The 18,255-nt window shown below is 36.0% G+C and carries 20 protein-coding genes; 1 reads left to right on the forward strand and 19 read right to left on the reverse strand.

The features are described from left to right. The first annotated feature begins 307 nt into the window (after positions 1 to 307). Complete coding sequence (locus JFT89_RS06390; protein WP_002011845.1) at positions 308 to 1,189, forward strand: YitT family protein; 882 nt, start codon at positions 308 to 310, stop codon at positions 1,187 to 1,189. A gap of 28 nt (positions 1,190 to 1,217) precedes the next feature. Here JFT89_RS06390 and JFT89_RS06395 read toward each other — a convergent pair whose 3' ends face one another. The 19 genes from JFT89_RS06395 to JFT89_RS06485 form a co-directional block, all read right to left on the reverse strand. Next, positions 1,218 to 1,868 carry a uracil-DNA glycosylase gene (locus JFT89_RS06395; RefSeq protein ID WP_002086604.1) on the reverse strand — a complete coding sequence of 217 codons (651 nt, stop codon included), beginning with the start codon at positions 1,866 to 1,868 and terminating at the stop codon, positions 1,218 to 1,220. Between the two features lie 133 nt (positions 1,869 to 2,001). Beyond that, the gene (locus tag JFT89_RS06400; protein ID WP_002086606.1) at positions 2,002 to 2,682 is read right to left on the reverse strand and encodes a zinc metallopeptidase; all 681 of its coding nucleotides are present in this window, start codon (positions 2,680 to 2,682) and stop codon (positions 2,002 to 2,004) included. A 105-nt stretch (positions 2,683 to 2,787) separates the two neighbouring features. Further along, a complete protein-coding gene (ypjB, locus tag JFT89_RS06405) occupies positions 2,788 to 3,573 on the reverse strand; it encodes a sporulation protein YpjB (protein WP_016092968.1) in 786 nt (261 codons plus the stop codon). Positions 3,574 to 3,680: 107 nt separating this feature from the next. Next, complete coding sequence (gene lit, locus JFT89_RS06410; protein ID WP_002064533.1) at positions 3,681 to 4,367, reverse strand: lipoprotein intramolecular transacylase Lit; 687 nt, start codon at positions 4,365 to 4,367, stop codon at positions 3,681 to 3,683. A 25-nt stretch (positions 4,368 to 4,392) separates the two neighbouring features. Further along, positions 4,393 to 4,983: a lipoprotein heptaprenylglyceryl N-acetyltransferase LhaT gene (gene lhaT / locus JFT89_RS06415; protein WP_002086612.1), complete on the reverse strand. Its 591-nt coding sequence runs from the start codon at positions 4,981 to 4,983 to the stop codon at positions 4,393 to 4,395. Positions 4,984 to 5,104: 121 nt separating this feature from the next. Then, the gene (qcrC, locus tag JFT89_RS06420; RefSeq protein WP_002011836.1) at positions 5,105 to 5,872 is read right to left on the reverse strand and encodes a menaquinol-cytochrome c reductase cytochrome b/c subunit; all 768 of its coding nucleotides are present in this window, start codon (positions 5,870 to 5,872) and stop codon (positions 5,105 to 5,107) included. Between the two features lie 43 nt (positions 5,873 to 5,915). After that, a complete protein-coding gene (qcrB, locus tag JFT89_RS06425) occupies positions 5,916 to 6,590 on the reverse strand; it encodes a menaquinol-cytochrome c reductase cytochrome b subunit (RefSeq protein ID WP_000932700.1) in 675 nt (224 codons plus the stop codon). Beyond that, positions 6,591 to 7,103 (reverse strand): menaquinol-cytochrome c reductase iron-sulfur subunit, encoded by a 513-nt coding sequence (qcrA, locus tag JFT89_RS06430; protein ID WP_002011835.1) that lies wholly within the window; start codon positions 7,101 to 7,103, stop codon positions 6,591 to 6,593. A 144-nt stretch (positions 7,104 to 7,247) separates the two neighbouring features. Next, the gene (locus JFT89_RS06435; protein WP_002064531.1) at positions 7,248 to 7,703 is read right to left on the reverse strand and encodes a YpiF family protein; all 456 of its coding nucleotides are present in this window, start codon (positions 7,701 to 7,703) and stop codon (positions 7,248 to 7,250) included. 153 nt (positions 7,704 to 7,856) lie between these two features. Further along, entirely contained in the window at positions 7,857 to 8,393 is a 537-nt protein-coding gene (locus tag JFT89_RS06440; RefSeq protein WP_002086615.1) for a ReoY family proteolytic degradation factor, read from the reverse strand. A gap of 73 nt (positions 8,394 to 8,466) precedes the next feature. Then, the gene (locus tag JFT89_RS06445; RefSeq protein ID WP_002086616.1) at positions 8,467 to 9,729 is read right to left on the reverse strand and encodes a tetratricopeptide repeat protein; all 1,263 of its coding nucleotides are present in this window, start codon (positions 9,727 to 9,729) and stop codon (positions 8,467 to 8,469) included. A gap of 107 nt (positions 9,730 to 9,836) precedes the next feature. Continuing rightward, a complete protein-coding gene (gene aroA, locus JFT89_RS06450; protein ID WP_002064530.1) occupies positions 9,837 to 11,111 on the reverse strand; it encodes a 3-phosphoshikimate 1-carboxyvinyltransferase in 1,275 nt (424 codons plus the stop codon). 157 nt (positions 11,112 to 11,268) lie between these two features. Then, positions 11,269 to 12,381, reverse strand: a complete 1,113-nt coding sequence (gene hisC / locus JFT89_RS06455; protein WP_201039685.1) for a histidinol-phosphate transaminase — start codon at positions 12,379 to 12,381, stop codon at positions 11,269 to 11,271. Positions 12,382 to 12,498: 117 nt separating this feature from the next. Continuing rightward, positions 12,499 to 13,584 (reverse strand): 3-dehydroquinate synthase, encoded by a 1,086-nt coding sequence (gene aroB / locus JFT89_RS06460; protein ID WP_002064528.1) that lies wholly within the window; start codon positions 13,582 to 13,584, stop codon positions 12,499 to 12,501. After that, positions 13,584 to 14,756, reverse strand: coding sequence for a chorismate synthase (gene aroC, locus JFT89_RS06465; RefSeq protein WP_002030766.1), 1,173 nt, complete (start codon positions 14,754 to 14,756; stop codon positions 13,584 to 13,586). The genes aroB and aroC overlap by 1 nt, the downstream gene beginning before the upstream one ends. A gap of 300 nt (positions 14,757 to 15,056) precedes the next feature. After that, a complete protein-coding gene (ndk, locus tag JFT89_RS06470) occupies positions 15,057 to 15,503 on the reverse strand; it encodes a nucleoside-diphosphate kinase (protein WP_002064527.1) in 447 nt (148 codons plus the stop codon). Positions 15,504 to 15,627: 124 nt separating this feature from the next. Beyond that, positions 15,628 to 16,590: a heptaprenyl diphosphate synthase component II gene (gene hepT, locus JFT89_RS06475; protein ID WP_002011823.1), complete on the reverse strand. Its 963-nt coding sequence runs from the start codon at positions 16,588 to 16,590 to the stop codon at positions 15,628 to 15,630. Positions 16,591 to 16,628: 38 nt separating this feature from the next. Continuing rightward, entirely contained in the window at positions 16,629 to 17,342 is a 714-nt protein-coding gene (menG, locus tag JFT89_RS06480) for a 2-heptaprenyl-1,4-naphthoquinone methyltransferase (protein ID WP_002086620.1), read from the reverse strand. Between the two features lie 29 nt (positions 17,343 to 17,371). Continuing rightward, positions 17,372 to 18,124: a heptaprenyl diphosphate synthase component 1 gene (locus JFT89_RS06485; RefSeq protein WP_201039686.1), complete on the reverse strand. Its 753-nt coding sequence runs from the start codon at positions 18,122 to 18,124 to the stop codon at positions 17,372 to 17,374. Positions 18,125 to 18,255: the final 131 nt, after the last annotated feature.

Genomic DNA, 18,255 nt, shown 5'->3' on the forward strand with positions numbered 1-18,255 from the left:
CGACTCTTTTTAGGATAGACTATAATAAAGTGAAACTTTCTTTTGCGTGATTTTTACAAAAGATCAGCCTGAACTCATCGGGCTCTTACGGCTGATTTGCTCTGTCTTCTCTGCTTTATCTCCTACCAGCCGTTTGAGCAGGATAAAGTGAAACTTTCTTTTGCAGTTTTTCCGCACAATATCAGGCTGAACTAATTAAGCTCTTATACCATTCTCTATTTTTACTATCAACTAGAAATAACTTATTATTATGTTCTATCGTTTAAGAGGAGCAATGCAATCATTACATAATTAGGGGGATTTCTAAATGACATCAAATTTGAAGATTCGAAATATCATTTTTATTTTAATCGGTTCCGCTATTTTTTCTTTCGGTATTGTGAATATCAATATTGAAAATCATCTTGCAGAGGGTGGATTTACCGGCATTACGCTATTATTATATTTTAAATTTTCACTTGATCCTTCCTATACAAACTTAATTTTAAACGTCCCTCTATTTTTCATTGGCTGGAAATTACTCGGCCGAACAACATTTTTATACACATTAATCGGTACATTTAGCGTCTCTTTATTCCTTTGGGTGTTTCAGCGCTACGAGGTTCTCAACTTACATTTAAACTTGCAAAATGATATGACACTGGCTGCTTTATTCGCTGGGGCATTTATCGGCATAGGACTTGGAATTATATTCAAATACGGCGGGACTACTGGCGGTGTTGATATTATCGCAAGGCTAGCTCACAAATATGTTGGCTGGAGTATGGGAAAAACGATGTTTATGTTTGATGCGGTCGTTATCATTATCTCTATTCTTACATATTTATCATATCGCGAGGGCATGTATACGTTAGTTGCTGTTTTTATCGGGGCTAAGGTTATTGATTTCATGCAAGAAGGTGCTTATGCAGCAAAAGGAGCAACTATTATTTCTGATAAAAACGATGAAATTGCTTCAAAAATTTTATCAGAAATGGAGCGCGGAGCAACCTTTTTAAAAGCAGTTGGATCCTATACAAAAATAGAACGTAATGTACTATATTGTGTTGTTGCTAAAAATGAAATTGTAAAATTAAAAAATATCATTATTTCAGTAGATCCACATGCCTTTGTCGCTGTAAGTGATGTACACGATGTTGTTGGTGAAGGATTTACATTAGATGAAAATAAAAAACCGTTACATAATTAAATTCAGCTAGAAAAGCTCTGTAGCTTTTCTAGTTTTTTATTATAAATCTTTTAAGTTTCTCCAAATCCTCATAAATAAGCTCCAACAAACTCCGATTATAGAAAATAGAAGCTGGATGAAAAGTAGGAAATATATTATATTCTTTTTCTGACCAAATAAATTCTGTACTGCTGCTATCTTTCAATCGCTGCACAGGTTGCTTTAACAATTCTCCATGAACATCCGTAATTTTATTATTTTTACCAACTAAACGCTGTAATGCAATATTACCAAGTGTGACAATAACCGGCTGCTGTATAAATTCCAGTTCATAATCTAGCAAAGGTGCATGGGCAAGTATCTCACCTTGATTCGGTGTTCTATTGTACTTCTTCTGTATTATTTCGCCATTTCGTTCCCTTTTCTCTCTCCATTTATAAGGTCTACTCCGGACCGCACTCGTAATATATACTTCTTCCCTTGTAACGTGAATACGTTCTAAAAATTCCATTAAATGTTTTCCCGCTCTCCCGCTAAACGGAATCCCATTATGAATTTCTGTTTCACCGGGTGCTTCTCCAACAAGCATTAATTTCGGGTTTTTAGGGCCCTGTCCACTTAAAAAACCTTCTAATTGGTATGTAGCACTACGCTCCTTCACTTGTTTAACTAAATAATATGGATATTCTATGTCCGTCACCTTCTTTCATCATTCCATACTTATCTTTATTTTAACTAGTTCTATACCCCATATTCTCTCTATTATTTCCATTTGTAACATATTATAAGATTCAATCCACAAAACAAAAAAAGACTATCAAAATTGATAGTCTTTAATCGTCGCTACGCTGCATACCAGTATAAATTAATACGAGACGTAATAATTCAAATACTGCTACAGCAGCTGCTGCTACATATGTTAATGCTGCCGCATTTAATACTTTACGAGCTTGACCGTACTCATCTGTTGATACGATACCAAGTGCTTCAATTTGTTGCATTGCGCGTTTTGATGCATCAAACTCAACTGGTAATGTAACAAGTTGGAAAATAACACCTGCTGCCATTAAAATAATTCCTAGTAACAACAAACCAGACATTTGTGCAAATACACCAATTAGGACAAAAACCCATGACATGTTTGAACCAAAATTAGCAACTGGCACTAACGAATGGCGTACACGCATAAAGTTATAATCTTTCGCATCTTGAATTGCGTGTCCTACTTCATGTGCTGCTACAGCTGTACCAGCAACTGAATGACCATAATAGTTATCTGTTGATAATCTAACCGTCTTTACACGCGGGTCATAATGATCTGACAAATGACCTGGCGTTTCTTCTACGGCTACATTGTACAATCCATTTTCATCTAAAATTTTTCGAGCCACTTCCGCTCCTGTCATACCTGATGTTGAATAAACTTGTGAATACTTGCTATAGGCACTACGTACTTTTGACTGTGCATATAACGGTATGATCAAAATGATCGCGAAGTAAATTAAATAAAACATCATAAACCTCCATTGAAGTTTTAATTATAGTACTTCTCATTCTATTTTTTTCTTCCACCGTTGTCAATAAATAAACCTTACAATCCGTATTTTTATTTATGCGTATTATCTATCTTTAGAATGCAAGTTGCTTCTCCGCTTCTCTCTCTCCCCTTTATACTTTCTCCATCCAACATACGTTAAAGTGAACAAAATAAGTCCTCCAGTAATTGTCATAAACCAAATGAGAGAGGGAGCAATCTCATCTTTTTTTACTGTATGAAATATTTTTTGCAAATCACCTTTAATAATCCCTAGTTGCATTTGTCCACCTTTCGTTTTTAACATAACGTTACGAAATTCATCCAAATAAGATAAATGTGCATTTACACGCTGCGCTTCGTTTTCTGGCAGAGCAATCATTAAACTAGGATAAATAATATTAAATTCATTTAAAAATGTATTTAGCGTCTGTTGGAACTGTCCATCATCGTCTTTTCCCATCGCCTTTTCTACTTGAGAAAAAGCATTCATTATCTTTCTTTCTCTTTCCATCCAAAGTGGCTGATATTTAGATACTTGTGCATCAACAGCAAGTTGTAACGCTAACATATTATCCACTTTAACTTGCCTATCTGAATCTTCCGCGAGAGATTGTTTCGCCTTATCGTATGCTAAAGAAACGACTCTAATTTGTCCCGGAGTTACTTTTGAATTATTTTCATTCTCCTTTGATAGAAATTGCTCTGAGAAATGGTACAGTACTTGTATTGCCTTTTCATCTTCTTTTTTCTTCACTAACTGCAAAGAGTCATCTAGCAATCCAGTTAATTCACTCCACTCTTCAGCATATATACGTACTGGAAACATTATAATTAGAAATGCTATCAGTCCAATTAATGTTCTCTTCATCCCGGTCCCCCCTATAACTACTAGTACAAAATATGTGGAATTGGACAAGAATAGAACAGAACAAAACCAAAAAATATATTATCTCTATGAAAACAAAAAAATTCTCTTTAAACAGAGAATTTTTTCTTTGAAACCCTTTTCTTTTTCACTAAATATTTATACACACCGTAACAAAGCATGCTACCACCTAAAATCAATAATAAAATAATACATGCAGCATGCATAAAGAATTCTTCCGGTAACATTAAAATAACCGGATCTGTTTCAATATCAAACATCCAATAATCATTGCTAAATAAAAGCTTATGAAATAATACGAAACTCTTTTCAAAATTAATAGCAATTGGTAACGTAAGAGCTATTGGAAAAATAATTGTAAGAATCGCTCCGTGAAGTAAAAACTTTTCTTTTTTCTTTTTTAATAAATACGCTCCTCCTAATACAGCAATTACAATCGTTCCATACATTATATATTGAATCTTTACTAAAATATTTTTAACATCTACAAAATGAATGCGTCCATTTGTGGACATATCTAATGTCGGCAATTGTAATGCACCTTCATAAAACGGCGATAAATATGTAATAAGCACATCATAGTTTCTCTTAATTTCATCTTTCGTCATATCCGCTAAATCTGGAATATTTAAAAAATCAATTTCAAAATAATACAACCATTTTCCATATACAACTACCGTTGTCGCGAGAGCGAAAACAGAAAATGCTATGCTATAGGAAACTACTAAAGTGATCAATCGATCCAATATGTTTATACCGCTCTTATTTTTCTTCATTTTCTCCCCCTAAATGTCCTCACCATCATAAAGAAAACTGTTTTCGGTTCTCACGTAAGCAATAATAATATGTAATACACAGTACAGCAATACTTAACCAAAACGTAAAATAACCAATTTTCTCTACAAACAAATGCATAATCCCATATCTCGGCATTTGCCAAAATAAATAATCAATTGCATCATTATGTAATGTCCATATGCCAGCTACAGTGAAGTGCCATTTTTTTATCCGATAAAACGGAGCATATAACATTCCCTGCACTGCCATCGCAAAATGAGATAACATTAGCATATATCCCATAAGGCCAATAGGGCCTTTTACATAAATCATAATTGCATTTACAACAACAGCCCAAACACCATATTTTATTAGAGTAACTATCGCTAGCGCTTCTATTAACCCCCAGTTCTTCTTCATCAAAAAAGCAATTAAAACAAAGACAAAAAAGAGAGTCGCCATAGGGCTATCTGGTACAAACGGCCAAAATATAGGTGAGGTTTCTTTTAATTGATTTCCATACCATATGAATCCGTAAATTGTACCTAATATGTTAACAACCAATAAAAATAATAGTACCGAACGTTGCCTTAACATTGCATACAAGTAAGCCAAGCTGTATGTCCAACACCTTTCAAACAAAGTAATTCTTTCATCGAACTCTACTCTATTATATAGCAAACTTTCCGTCATCAAAATAAAAAGCTGACTACAGATTTTGTAGTCAGCTTTTCTATTATTTTTTATTATACTTTGCAACGAATTCCGAAAGCTTTTTCAGTTCCTCATCTGTACCTTTAAATACACCTTTAGGCATTGAACCTTTTCCATCTTTCGCAATTTTAGCGATTTCTTCTGGTTTTAAAGTTAAGTTTTGCAAAGCCGGTGCTGCCGCTCCGCCCTGTAAATTGTCACCATGACATGTTAAACAAGTATTTTTTTGCATCAACTTGTAGCCGTCATCATTTTTATCAACTGGTGCTGTTTTTACAATTGCTCCTTGTTTTTTTGCAGCTTCCCAATCGTGGTGTGCTACAGATTCCCAAGTTAAAAAAATGATCGATGCAATTGCTAAAAGCATAAACCCCGTTGCTACAGGACGCTTCAATGGTGCTCTTTCTGGGCCTCGATCTAGAAACGGGGCTAATAGTAACGCTCCAAACGCAATCCCCGGCATAATAAACGCACCAATTACAGTAAATGAGCCTGAAGCATACGAATACTTTAATAACTGATACAAGAATAAGAAATACCAATCTGGAAGTGGTATATATCCTGCATCTGTAGGATCCGCCATTCTCTCAAGCGGTGACGGATGCGCCACTGTTAAACATAAATAACCGACTAAAAAAACTGCACCAACCATCCATTCTTTTAACAAGAAATTCGGCCAAAACGCTTCTGTTTTCCCTGGATATTCAGAATAATCTTTTGGAATATTTGGTTTCCGGGCTACTGGTACCCGAGAATCTCCTACAAACTTCATCCCTTTGCCGCGATGCATAATCTCCCTCCTTTTGTTCTTTCCCCTTTAATTTAGCAATCTCTTATAGCGGACCGGAAATACCTTGTTTGCGAATCATGATGAAGTGGAAGGCCATTAAACCTAGAAGTGCTGCTGGTAAGAAGAAGACGTGAATAGCAAAGAAGCGAGTTAATGTTTGAGCGCCAACGATTTCGGAATGACCAGCGAGTAATGTTTTAATATAAGGACCAATGAGCGGCGTTTGCTCTGCAATTTGAATCCCTACTTTCGTAGCAAATAACGCTTTCATATCCCACGGTAATAAATATCCGGTAAAACCAAGACCTAACATAACAAAGAAAATAAGAACACCAACAATCCAGTTTAACTCACGAGGCTTTTTATACGCACCTTGGAAGAAAACTCTGAGTGTATGTAAAAACATCATTACAATTACGAGACTAGCACCCCAGTGATGCATACCACGAACAATTTGCCCGTAAGCTACTTCATTTTGTAAATAATAAACCGACTCCCAAGCATTTTTAATATCCGGCACATAATACATCGTCAAAAACATTCCGGACAAAATTTGAATTACTGTAACGAAAAAGGTAAGTCCTCCAAAGCAATAGACGAATGCAGAAAAGTGATGTGCCGGGTTAACATGCTCAGGTACTTCATGATCAGCGATATCACGCCATATCGGTGTAATATCTAAACGTTCGTCCACCCAATCATAAATTTTATTTAGCATCTACTTTGCACCCCCTCTTGGCTTCGCTTTTCCTAAATACAGCGTTCCATCTTTCACTTTAGACTCGTACACATCAAGCGGAGCAAGAGGCGGTGTGCCTTTAATGTTCATCCCATCTTTTGTGTAACGTCCCCCGTGACACGGGCAAAAGAATTGATTAGGATGCGCTTTGTCCGAATTCCAGTTCACTGTGCAACCTAAATGTTTACATACTGGAGAAAACGCAACAATTTCTCCACTTTCATCTTTATGCACCCAAGCAGATTTTGGCTCTTCAGACTTGTACCATCCGTCAACCTGCTTCACCTTAAAATCGAAGCGCTTCGGCTCTGTTGTAATATCCTTTACTTGTCCAACAGCAACCATATCTGTTCCCGCTTCTTTTCTTAACACCGGATCAAGCGCAAACCTCGTCATCGGCATTAAAATACCCGCCGCCATAAAGCCTCCTACCCCTGTAAGTGTGTAATTTAAAAACTGTCTTCTTGACACACGATGTTCTTTCTCGCTCACGAAAATTTCCCCCCTCTATCAGAAATTGTCCCCTCGTGAAAAAATTATATAAAAAATAAAAACTAGGACACTATCATGATATAATACCCTCTTGTATAGGTCAATATCATACTACTCATAATAATAAGAACTTTCTGTTTATTATTATTTTATCCATCTTTCTTCCAACATTTCCATAATATTTTTTATGTGTGCACGAATAACTTCCCTTTTCGCTTGATCACTAAATTGCTCTAATGATAACGATGGAAACCAAAATAAATCACCCTGCACATCTCTCATATCTTCTTTCCATGAAAAGTCACTTGTCACATAGGCAATATGCTTAAAACCTTGCCTTTGCAAATGATCTGTCCATTCTTGCAAACGGTCTTTTTCATTCTTTTGGCTCTCTACCAAATACGTAAATGCGGGCAGTAAAAGCACTCTTCCTTTATACTCCCTTTCCAACTCCATACTCAAAGCCTCAATAAATTCACCTTGCTCTACAACCATTTTCATCCCTTTTGCTGCCGAAATAGACAAAAGGGGTATAATCCCTGTATCTACATACTCCCTCGCTTGCTCAAACTGTTCTACATCTTTTACAATCCATTTCACCTTTTCTCCCCTCCTCCATTTGAAATAACAGAACTTTCACTTTATATATATTAAACCATACTAAAAGAGGTAAAAAAAGAAAAACTACCTATTATTAAGTAGTTTTTCTTAAAAAGTCTGAATTTCGTAAAGATTACATAATAAAAATGAATTCTATAAAATTTTCAACTCTGCTGTTAACCTATGAAATGCTTCCTTATCTTGCTTATCCAAAGCTTCATCAATTTGTTTCAAAAGACGTTCTCTTCTAAATGAGAATACACTTTCTTCTAAAAATCGTTCTGCAAGCAATCGATCTTTTTCATTCACTTCAATATGCTTTGGCAAATATGGGTTTTCTTCTAATACAGCTACATAGTTTGCATTTTGGAACGATGATTTAAAATTAAGCTGAATATAAATATCCTCATCTCGATTCAAACGAATATCATGAAACGATTTTTCTGCATCTGTTGTCATTACATTTTGTTTAAAAAAGTGAAACGGTGTGTCTTTCACACAATTTGCTGACATTACTAAGCCACGCGGACAATATTTTGCATGTTCTACGAAGTGGACTTTATGCATTAATTGATCGTGACTCATTAAATAATTCAAAATCCATACACATTCACGCTGTTTCAGTTGGTAATTATTCAAAAACCATTTTACAAAATCCTTCTTCTCGTTTACAGAAACAGGGGTATTCATAGCGATTAAGTCCCTCCTCTGTCTTTCTCTTTTCTTTTTAGATTCAAGAAGCGGCATTCAGTTTCCTTCCAACTTATGAAAAATCCTCTAAATTATATAACAATTCTTCAATATGAATTTGTGTCGGGTCTAGTTGTATTAACTGCGTAAATACTTCTTTCGCCTCTTTTCGCATTCCTTCTTCTAATAAGAAATAACCGTACTCTTCCAAGAAATCTGGATGATTCTTAAAAGAAGTATATGCACTTTCATAGTGTTTTAATGCATCCGAATACATTTCTAATTGTTTTTTTGCAAATGCAAGATCCCAAAGTAGTTGTGTATCTGGTTCTCCACTGTCAATTGCACGCTCTACAACTGCAATTAGCTCTTCGTATTTCTCTTGTTCTTTTAAAATATACGCATATTTTAATATCGCACCTAAATGTCCCGGATCTAGCTCCAGCGCTTTTTGAAGCACTTCTTCTGCCTCCGCTATTTTACCTAATTTCGCCGCAATATTTGCTAATTCTACATAGAAAGGAACAGACAGCTCATCTACTTTAATTCCTTCTTGAAGTGTTTCATAGCTTTCTTGAAGCATGCCTTCTTTTTCATAGCTTTTCGCTAAATACATGTATAACGATGCGTATTCAGGATCTAATTCTTTTAATTCTTGCCAAGCACCAATTGCTCTTTGATATTCTTCTCCTTGGTATAATGTGAAGGCATATCCAAATAATGAGTGAATATCTTTTTGCTCTTCTAACCCCGCTTCATAGTAAGAGATTGCCTCTTCCCAGTTTCCAATAGCACTTAAAGTTTCTGCTAGACGAAGCGCAATGACAACACCACCCATAACTTTATGTTCTGCTAGTAACGATTCATAATAAGTGATCGCCTTTTGCTCTTCACCTTTACTACTATATAATTCTGCTAACCCAAACGTAATAACAGGTTCGTCTGGCATCATTTCTTTCGCCTTTAATAGTTTTTGTTCTGCTACATCATCAAAACCTTGCATTTGGAATAAATCCGCTACAAGTAATAACGATTGAACATATAAATCATCGTTTTCTGGAATATCATGAAGCACTTCAATCGCTTCATCTTCTTTATCTAAATCAATATATAATTCTGCTAAAAATACCGTAAATTCACTTTCTTCCGGATATAGCAAGCGTAAGTCTTCAGTAATTGCTAACGCCTCATCCATAAACCCAAGTGTATGATAGTAACGAGCGATATCATACTTCTCTTCATCATTAGCAACTCGTAGTTGTTCTTTTAATAATTGTAATCCTTTTTCTGCTTCACCGTTTTCAATATAAGAAACAGCCTGTTCAAACTTTTGCATAAACGTCTCCTTTAATTCAAAAAATATTCTCTTCTGTTCATTTATCATAAGCAACTAGGTGTAAGAACGCAACCTTTTGAGTGAACTACCTCTTCCTATACTTTCTCTCATAGCGCAGCTAATTGTTCGAAAAATTCCGGATACGATACAGCGACTGCATCACTATTCTCTATTTTCACTTCTCCATCTATAATACACGATGCGATTGCAAGCATCATCCCAATACGATGATCGCCGTGACTATTAACAGTATTTCCTTTTAAACTTTGTTTACCATATATAATCATACCATCTGGTGTAGCTTCAATCTTCGCACCTAATTTGCCTAATTCATCTACAACCGTATCGATACGATTTGTTTCTTTTACTTTTAACTCCTCAGCGTTTTTAATAACAGTAATTCCTTCTGCCTGCGTTGCCAATAAAGCAATTACAGGAATTTCATCAATTAATCTTGGAATAAGAGTTCCACCAATTTCTATTCCTTTTAGTTTAGATGTTTCAATCGTAATATCCCCGCACGGTTCAAACTCTTCATTTCTAATATGATCGATAGAAATAAGTGCACCCATTTTTGTTAATACATCTAAAACCCCTGTTCTCGTCGGATTTAAACCAACGTTTTCCAATACAAGCTTACTATTTTGGACAATTGCACCAGCTACTAAGAAAAATGCCGCCGAAGAAATATCTCCTGGAACTTCTATGTCTGCACCTTTAAGTTGTTGTCCACCTTGTAACGAAACAGTCCGTCCATTAACATCTACGGTACAACCGAATGCACGCAACATTCTTTCCGTATGATCACGAGATTGCATAGGCTCTGTTACCGTAGTAATCCCTTCCCCTTGCAAACCCGCAAGTAAAACTGCTGACTTCACTTGTGCGCTTGCTACTGGTGAATGGTAATGCATACCTTTTACCTTACCACCGCGAATAGATAAAGGTGTATATTGTCCGTTTTCTCTACCATCAATTTGAGCATTCATCTTACTAAGCGGGTCTGTAACACGTTTCATAGGACGTTTTCCAATTGATGCATCACCAATTATCGTACTATGGAACGGCGTATTTGCTAAAATCCCAAGCATAAGACGAATAGTCGTCCCTGAATTCCCCACATCTAATACTTCTTTCGGTTCTTGTAAATTATGTAATCCTTTACCGTAAATCGTGACATCGTTACCAAACTGTTCAATCTGGATACCTAGTTTTTGAAAACATGCAATTGTACTTAAACAATCTTCTCCTAATAAAAAATTTGATACTTTCGTCGTCCCTTCCGCTATCGCTCCAAACATAACAGAGCGATGCGAAATAGATTTATCTCCTGGAACAACAATTTTCCCATTCAAACTATTTTTTCGTCCTACTAGTTTCAAACTGTATCCTCCTCACATTTTAAATAAGTTATATGTACAATAGTTCTTCTTATACGTCTACTTCTATTGTAACGTTTTCTTTCTTGAACGTGCAAACAACTCCCCTTATTGCAGTTCAAATGAAAAAGGCTCCTGTAACAGGAGCCTCCACCATTTCTTAAGAATACGTTTCTTCTTTCTTCACTTGTTCTTTTACAAGTTCCGTAAGTAATTCAATAATCTCATCATTTTCTTCTTTTAATCCAACAGTAATACGAATACCATCATGTATACCAAATGCTGCACCAGAACGAACGATATATCCTTTTTTCATTAATCGTTCGAAAGCTTCATTACCAGGTATACCAAGTTTCAAGAAAATGAAATTCGTTTGAGATGGATAGTAGAATACGTTATATTCCTTACAAAATGCATAATATTGATTTAATCCTCCGGCATTTTTCTTCACACACTCTTGTAAAAACTGTTGATCCTCTATTGCCGCTAATGCTACCGCTTGGGCGATAGTTGATGTGTTAAATGGTAGTCTTGCTACCTCTAGCTGCCCAATAAGCTTTGCATCACCAATCGCATATCCAATACGAAAAGCAGCTAATCCATATGCTTTTGAGAATGTGCGTAGCACCATAAGATTTTCGTACTTTTCAAGAAGAGGTAATGTTTGCGGATAATCTTCTGCCCCAGCATATTCATAATATGCTTCGTCCATAATAACGAGCGCTGACTTTGGAACTGATTCTAAAAATGAAAGTAATTTTTGTTTTTCTACATATGTACCTGTCGGATTATTCGGATTACAAATCCATACAATCTTCGTTTTCTCATCTACTTGTTGTAACATTGCATCTAAATCGTGAATGCCATCTTTAAGTGGTACTTCACGAACTTCTGCTCCTTCAATAACAGCATGGTGATGGTATTGCGAGAACGTAGGGTTCGCCATTACAACATTTGTTCCATTATGTAGCAAAGCACGACTAATCATTTGAATGACTTCATCTAGCCCACTACCAAATAAAAGTTGTTCCGCTTTTACACCTAAATGCTCTGCTACTTTTTCACGAAGTTCAAAAGCCGCCCCATCCGGATAGAGTGCATATTGATTGGCTAACGAAGTTAATGCTTCTGTCACACGCGCAGAGCAGCCGAATGGGTTTTCATTCGACGCTAACTTCACAATTTTTGACAATCCATATTCTCTTTTTACTTCTTCAATATTTTTTCCAGGTACATATGCTCTCAAAGTTAACAATTGCTCTTTTACTCTCACTTTTCTTCCCCCAGTCATTGATATGATTTATAATGTCTTACTGTCACCTTTAATCATAACCGTCACCATTACGAGAATACCTTTAAATATGCATTTCATACCTGTTCTACGACTTTTTTACACCATATCCTTTTGAAATGCTTCTAACGCAATATGAACAGTCTCATCTGAAATAGATACGACATTCACTCCCCCATATTCCTGCATAAGCACCATATGAATTGTTCCAGCATTTGCTTTTTTATCTTGTTTCATCAACTGAACGAGACGTTCTACATTCAAGTCACTTGGCATTTTTGGATAACCGTATTTCAAGAACCACTGCTTCATTTCTTCATAAGAAAGATCAACTTTGTACACTTGCTCACTTAAAAATATAGCAAATAGCATGCCAACCGCTACTCCATCACCGTGAGTAATATTCCCATATCCTAACTCTTTTTCAAGAGCATGTCCTAACGTATGCCCAAAATTCAAATGGGCACGTACACCTTTTTCTGTTTCGTCTTGTGACACAATATTCGCTTTCACAGGAATCGCCTTCGTTAATATATGAATTAACTTTTCATCACGAAGATCCGTTAACGTTTGCACTTCTTCTTTTAACCAATGATATAGCTCTACATCACCAATAAGAGCATGCTTTATCACTTCTGCATAACCTGATCGCCACTCTTTTTCAGGAAGTGAATGTAAAAATGGCGTATGATATACAACAGCTTCTGGCTGATGAAATGCTCCAATCATATTTTTTCCTAGTGGATGGTTAATTGCTACTTTCCCGCCTACTGCGCTATCGTGAGCTAATAAAGTCGTTGGAACTTGGACAAAGCGAATACCACGCATAAACGACGCAGCAACAAATCCAGCCAAATCTCCAATCATTCCGCCTCCAAGTGCGATGATTAAAGAATTTCTATCTAATTTATTTTCAAGAGCCGAAGTGTGAGCCTCATAGAAATTTTCAAAAGACTTCTCTTTTTCGCCACTCGGTACAACAAACGAAAATACTTTTTGCTCTACTTGCAATGCATCAACAACTGTCTGTAAATGCAGTGATGCAACAGCTTCATCAGAAATGATCATTATGTTAGATACTGCAGGATTCATTTTTTGAATAAGCGTTGTTAAGTGTGACAACGCCTCCCTTCCAACATGTACATCATATTCTTTTGATTTCGTTTGAATATGTATGTTCTCCATTAAAATCCCCTCGCATATTCATTATGTTTCTCAATATTTTCACGTATAAGATCGATACGATCTAATCCAAATTGTTCAATTAAAGCTGTTGCGAGCTCCCAAGCCACAACAGCTTCAGCCACAACGCTAGCTGCTGGCACTGCACAACTATCTGAACGTTCAATACTCGCTGTAAAAGGTTCTTTCGTATCAATATCAACACTTTGAAGCGGTTTATATAATGTCGGTATCGGTTTCATAACACCGCGCACAACAACCGGCATACCAGTTGTCATGCCACCTTCTAATCCACCTGCATTGTTCGTTTTTCTTCTGTACCCTTGCACTTCATCCCAAAGGATTTCATCATGCACTTCACTTCCAGGTCTATGTGCTGCTTCAAAACCAATTCCAATTTCAACACCTTTAAAAGCGTTAATACTCATAATTGCCGCTGCTAATTTTGCATCTAATTTTCTATCATAATGTACATAGCTACCTACTCCAATTGGCATTCCTTCTACAACTACTTCAACAATACCACCGATAGAATCACCATTTGCCTTCGCATCATCAATTGCTTGCATCATCTTTTTACCGGCCTCTTCATCTAAACAACGTACAGGAGATGCTTCTGTAGTACTTTGTAATTCCACAATAGAGTTATATTTAATATTTGCTGCCTGTACACCACCAATCTCGATAACATGTCCCGCTACTTGTATACCTAATTCCGCTAATATTTTTTTTGCAACTGCACCAGCTGCAACACGAACTGTCGTTTCACGTGCTGAAGAACGCTCTAATACATTCCTCATATCTCTATGACCATATTTAATCGCACCATTTAAATCTGCGTGTCCAGGTCTAGGTTTCGTAACTTGCCTTTTCATTTCTTTCTCTTCCTGCTCAGTTAACGGCTCTGCACCCATAACCTTTGTCCAATGTGTAAAATCACGATTTTCAACAACAAGTGCAATCGGGGACCCCATCGTCTTCCCATGCCTAACACCACTTACAATTTGCACTTGGTCTTTCTCAATTTGCATACGTCTACCGCGTCCATATCCTTTTTGTCTTCTAGCTAATTCTTCATTTATATCATTCGCTACTAAAGATAACCCTGCCGGAACACCTTCTAAAATTGTCGTAAGTTGCGGACCGTGGGATTCACCAGCTGTAATATATCGCATACGTTATTCCTCTTTTCGCATATGTATTTATCCCGCTACATAAAGCAGCTATATTATCTTCCATCACTCTTTAAAATACAAAGAAATTATATAGTAAATCGAATGTTTGCTTTCCCTACTTGTAATTGTTCGATTATTTTCATAATAGTAGACCTTTTACTTTACATACCAATATATCATAACAGTCCTAACTTCGTAACTAATCGAAATAAAAAAAGTGCAAGAAGAATACCCCTATTCTTCTCGCACTTTTTACTATTATCACAGTTATTAAAGCGTTTACAAATTATTTCAAAATAATTAGTAAATCCATTGATTCATTAATTTTGAGTAGTCTACTAATTCTTCTTCCTTAAAGAAAATAGCAATCTCGCGCTCTGCACTTTCTAAAGAATCCGAACCGTGGATTATGTTTTTCGCAACAGTTACACCGAAATCTCCGCGAATTGTTCCCATATCAGCTTCATGTGGTCGTGTTTTACCCATCATATTGCGTGCTGTATCTACTACATTTTCACCTTGCCATACCATTGCGAATACAGGACCAGATGTAATAAAGTCTACTAATTCACCAAAGAAAGGTCTTTCTTTATGCTCACCGTAGTGTTGTTCAGCAATTTCCGGAGTAACTTGCATTAATTTTGCACCAACTAATTGAAAGCCCTTTTTCTCAAAACGAGCTACAATTTCCCCAATGAAGGCACGTTGTACACCGTCTGGTTTTACCATTAGAAATGTTTTTTCCATAAAAAATCTCTCCACTTCTGAATTATGTATGTAATTGTATATCCCCACACACATATTAACACCCTTATCACAATTGCGCAATAGTTTTGAAATAGAGAGATTATTTTATTTTTTAGACAAAACACTAAAATTTTCGTTTTCCAATATACTTTGCGACATTTTGCAACGCATACTTCGCCTGTCCACGAGGGAGTGGTTTTATTATTTCTAATGCTTTATGTAAATAACGTTCACTAAACGAAAATGCTTTATCAATAGCTTCGCTCGCTTTAATATCATCAATAATTTCTTTCATTTCACTTGCTGTTGTATTTTCATGCACAGATGTAATTTTTTGACGAAGAACTGGATCTTCCATGGCATACAAAACAGGTAATGTAATGTTACCTTGTAATAAATCACCACCAGCAGGCTTTCCAAGCTTCTCTTCTGTCGATACGAAATCTAAAATATCATCAATAATTTGATAAGACATACCAACAAAATATCCGTACCAAAATAGACGATTTACAGTATCACGATTAGCACCAGCAGCAATCGCTCCCAACTGACAACTTGCGGCGATTAACAATGCTGTTTTTCGTTTTATCCTTCTTAAATACGTTCTTAAATTTTGATCATAGTTATACTTATCTTTAATTTGTTCGATTTCACCTTTACAAACTTCTAAAATTGTATGAGACAACGCTTGATGTGCATCTGGAATTTCTATATTTGTTATACATTCAAGAGACTTCGCAAACAAGTAGTCTCCTGTATACATTGCAATACGATCTCCCCATTTCGCATTCACTGTTGCGCTACCGCGTCGTAAAAACGCAGCATCAATGACATCATCGTGAACAAGCGAAGCCATATGAATTAGTTCTAATGCAACCGCAACATGCTTAATTGCATCTAACTTATAATCCCCAAATTTCCCTGCAAGCAAAACAAAAACAGGGCGAATCCGCTTCCCACCTGCTTCAATAAGCTGTAATGCCGCTTCTTCTACTAACGGCTGCTCAGAAGCAACTGTCTTCTTCAATTCTTTTTCTATAACATTAATATCCGATCGTAAAAAAGAGTACATAAGTTGTAACTTCATATTGTTCACCTTAACCTAAAACGTCTTTTTTCTATTTTCTATTTTGATTCTGGTTTAATACCTAAATGCATAGCTGCTACACCAAAAGTAAATGGTTTCACTTGCACATTCTTAAGCCCAGCTTCTTCAAACATACGTGCTAACTCTTTCATCCCTGGGAATGTACTAGCAGATTCCTGAAGCCATGAATATTCTTTATAACTTTTCGCAAACATCTTTCCAAATAACGGCATGATATATTTAAAGTATAAGACATATCCTTGACGAAAACCTATCATCGTTGGTTGAGATGTTTCCAGGCAAATTACTTTTCCACCAGGCTTTACTACACGCGTCATTTCTTTTAATACTTGCATGTAATCCGGAACGTTACGTAACCCAAAACCAATCGTTACATAATCAAACGTATTATCTTCATAAGGAAGTTCCATTGCATTTCCATGCATAAGTTCTACTTGCTTTAATTCTAAAGCTTCTACCTTTTGTTTACCGACAGCTAGCATATTTTCGCTAAAGTCTAAACCGTAAACCTTCCCATCTTCACCTACAGCTCCCGCTAGTGCAATTGTCCAATCTGCCGTCCCGCAGCATACATCAAGTGCCTTACTCCCGGGTTTCACATCCATAATTCGCATCGTTTCTTTGCGCCATGCCTTATGCCTTTGAAAACTAATTACAGAATTCATCACATCGTATTTATCAGAAATTTTCTCAAATACGTCATGTACTCTTTCTTCTTTTGATTGTTGCATGCTCGTACCTTCTTCCAATGTAAAGTTGCTTATGTCCTTGATTTATCTCTTAACATAGAAATTATCTCATTAACTTCTGTATGATTCTCTAAAAAATTTTCTTCCTGCTTTCTCATTTCCATAAGCCATTCATTAATAACTGTTTCCAAATTTTCATCATCATCCAATGAGATTTTTTGGACTGCTTGAAAAACAGGTGAATTTTGTTTATCAGCATACAATTGACACTCTTTTTGAAGACGATTTTTTCCTAACACATAAGTTATATATGGTTTCCAATTAGATAACTGAAAATGATCACATGTTTTTTGCAAAAGCGCAGATTCAATTATTACTACACTTTCCATTATGTCTTGAATCGTCACATGTGCTTTTTGATATAGCATAATTTTATGTTCATTAATCTCCTTAATTCCTTCAGCAAGTGCACGAATTAAGATAATATCACAATTCATTGACAATAAGTAATAGTATAGACCACTATAATAATCCCCTGCAAGAACTGTCAATTGACGACGCTTATGGAATCCACTCGTCTCTTCGTTTGCTTTATTTGATACTTTTTCATGTGTATCAAGAGCAATTTGTACAAGCATAATCGTTACGACATAATGATCAATTTGTTCTTTATGTATATTTGCACTTTTTAATGCACCGTATAACAGCGCTATTTTTTCTTCATCAATAAATGGTTCTTCAATATAGTTTATAAAATAAGGATGGCGTAATTTCTCCATCAATTTCTCTTTAATACCCGCATACCCTCCGTAGATGTCACACACAAAAAATCACCCTTGTTTTCTAATTCATAAAATTTATTATAACACATACATTCTATTTTCTATAATCAAAACTTGGCTACTTCTGCCAAACTGCCACCGAATAAAGCCTCAACTTTTATTCATACAAGTTA

The organism is Bacillus sp. TH25 (assembly GCF_016650935.1).
GTDB lineage: Bacteria > Bacillota > Bacilli > Bacillales > Bacillaceae_G > Bacillus_A > Bacillus_A mycoides.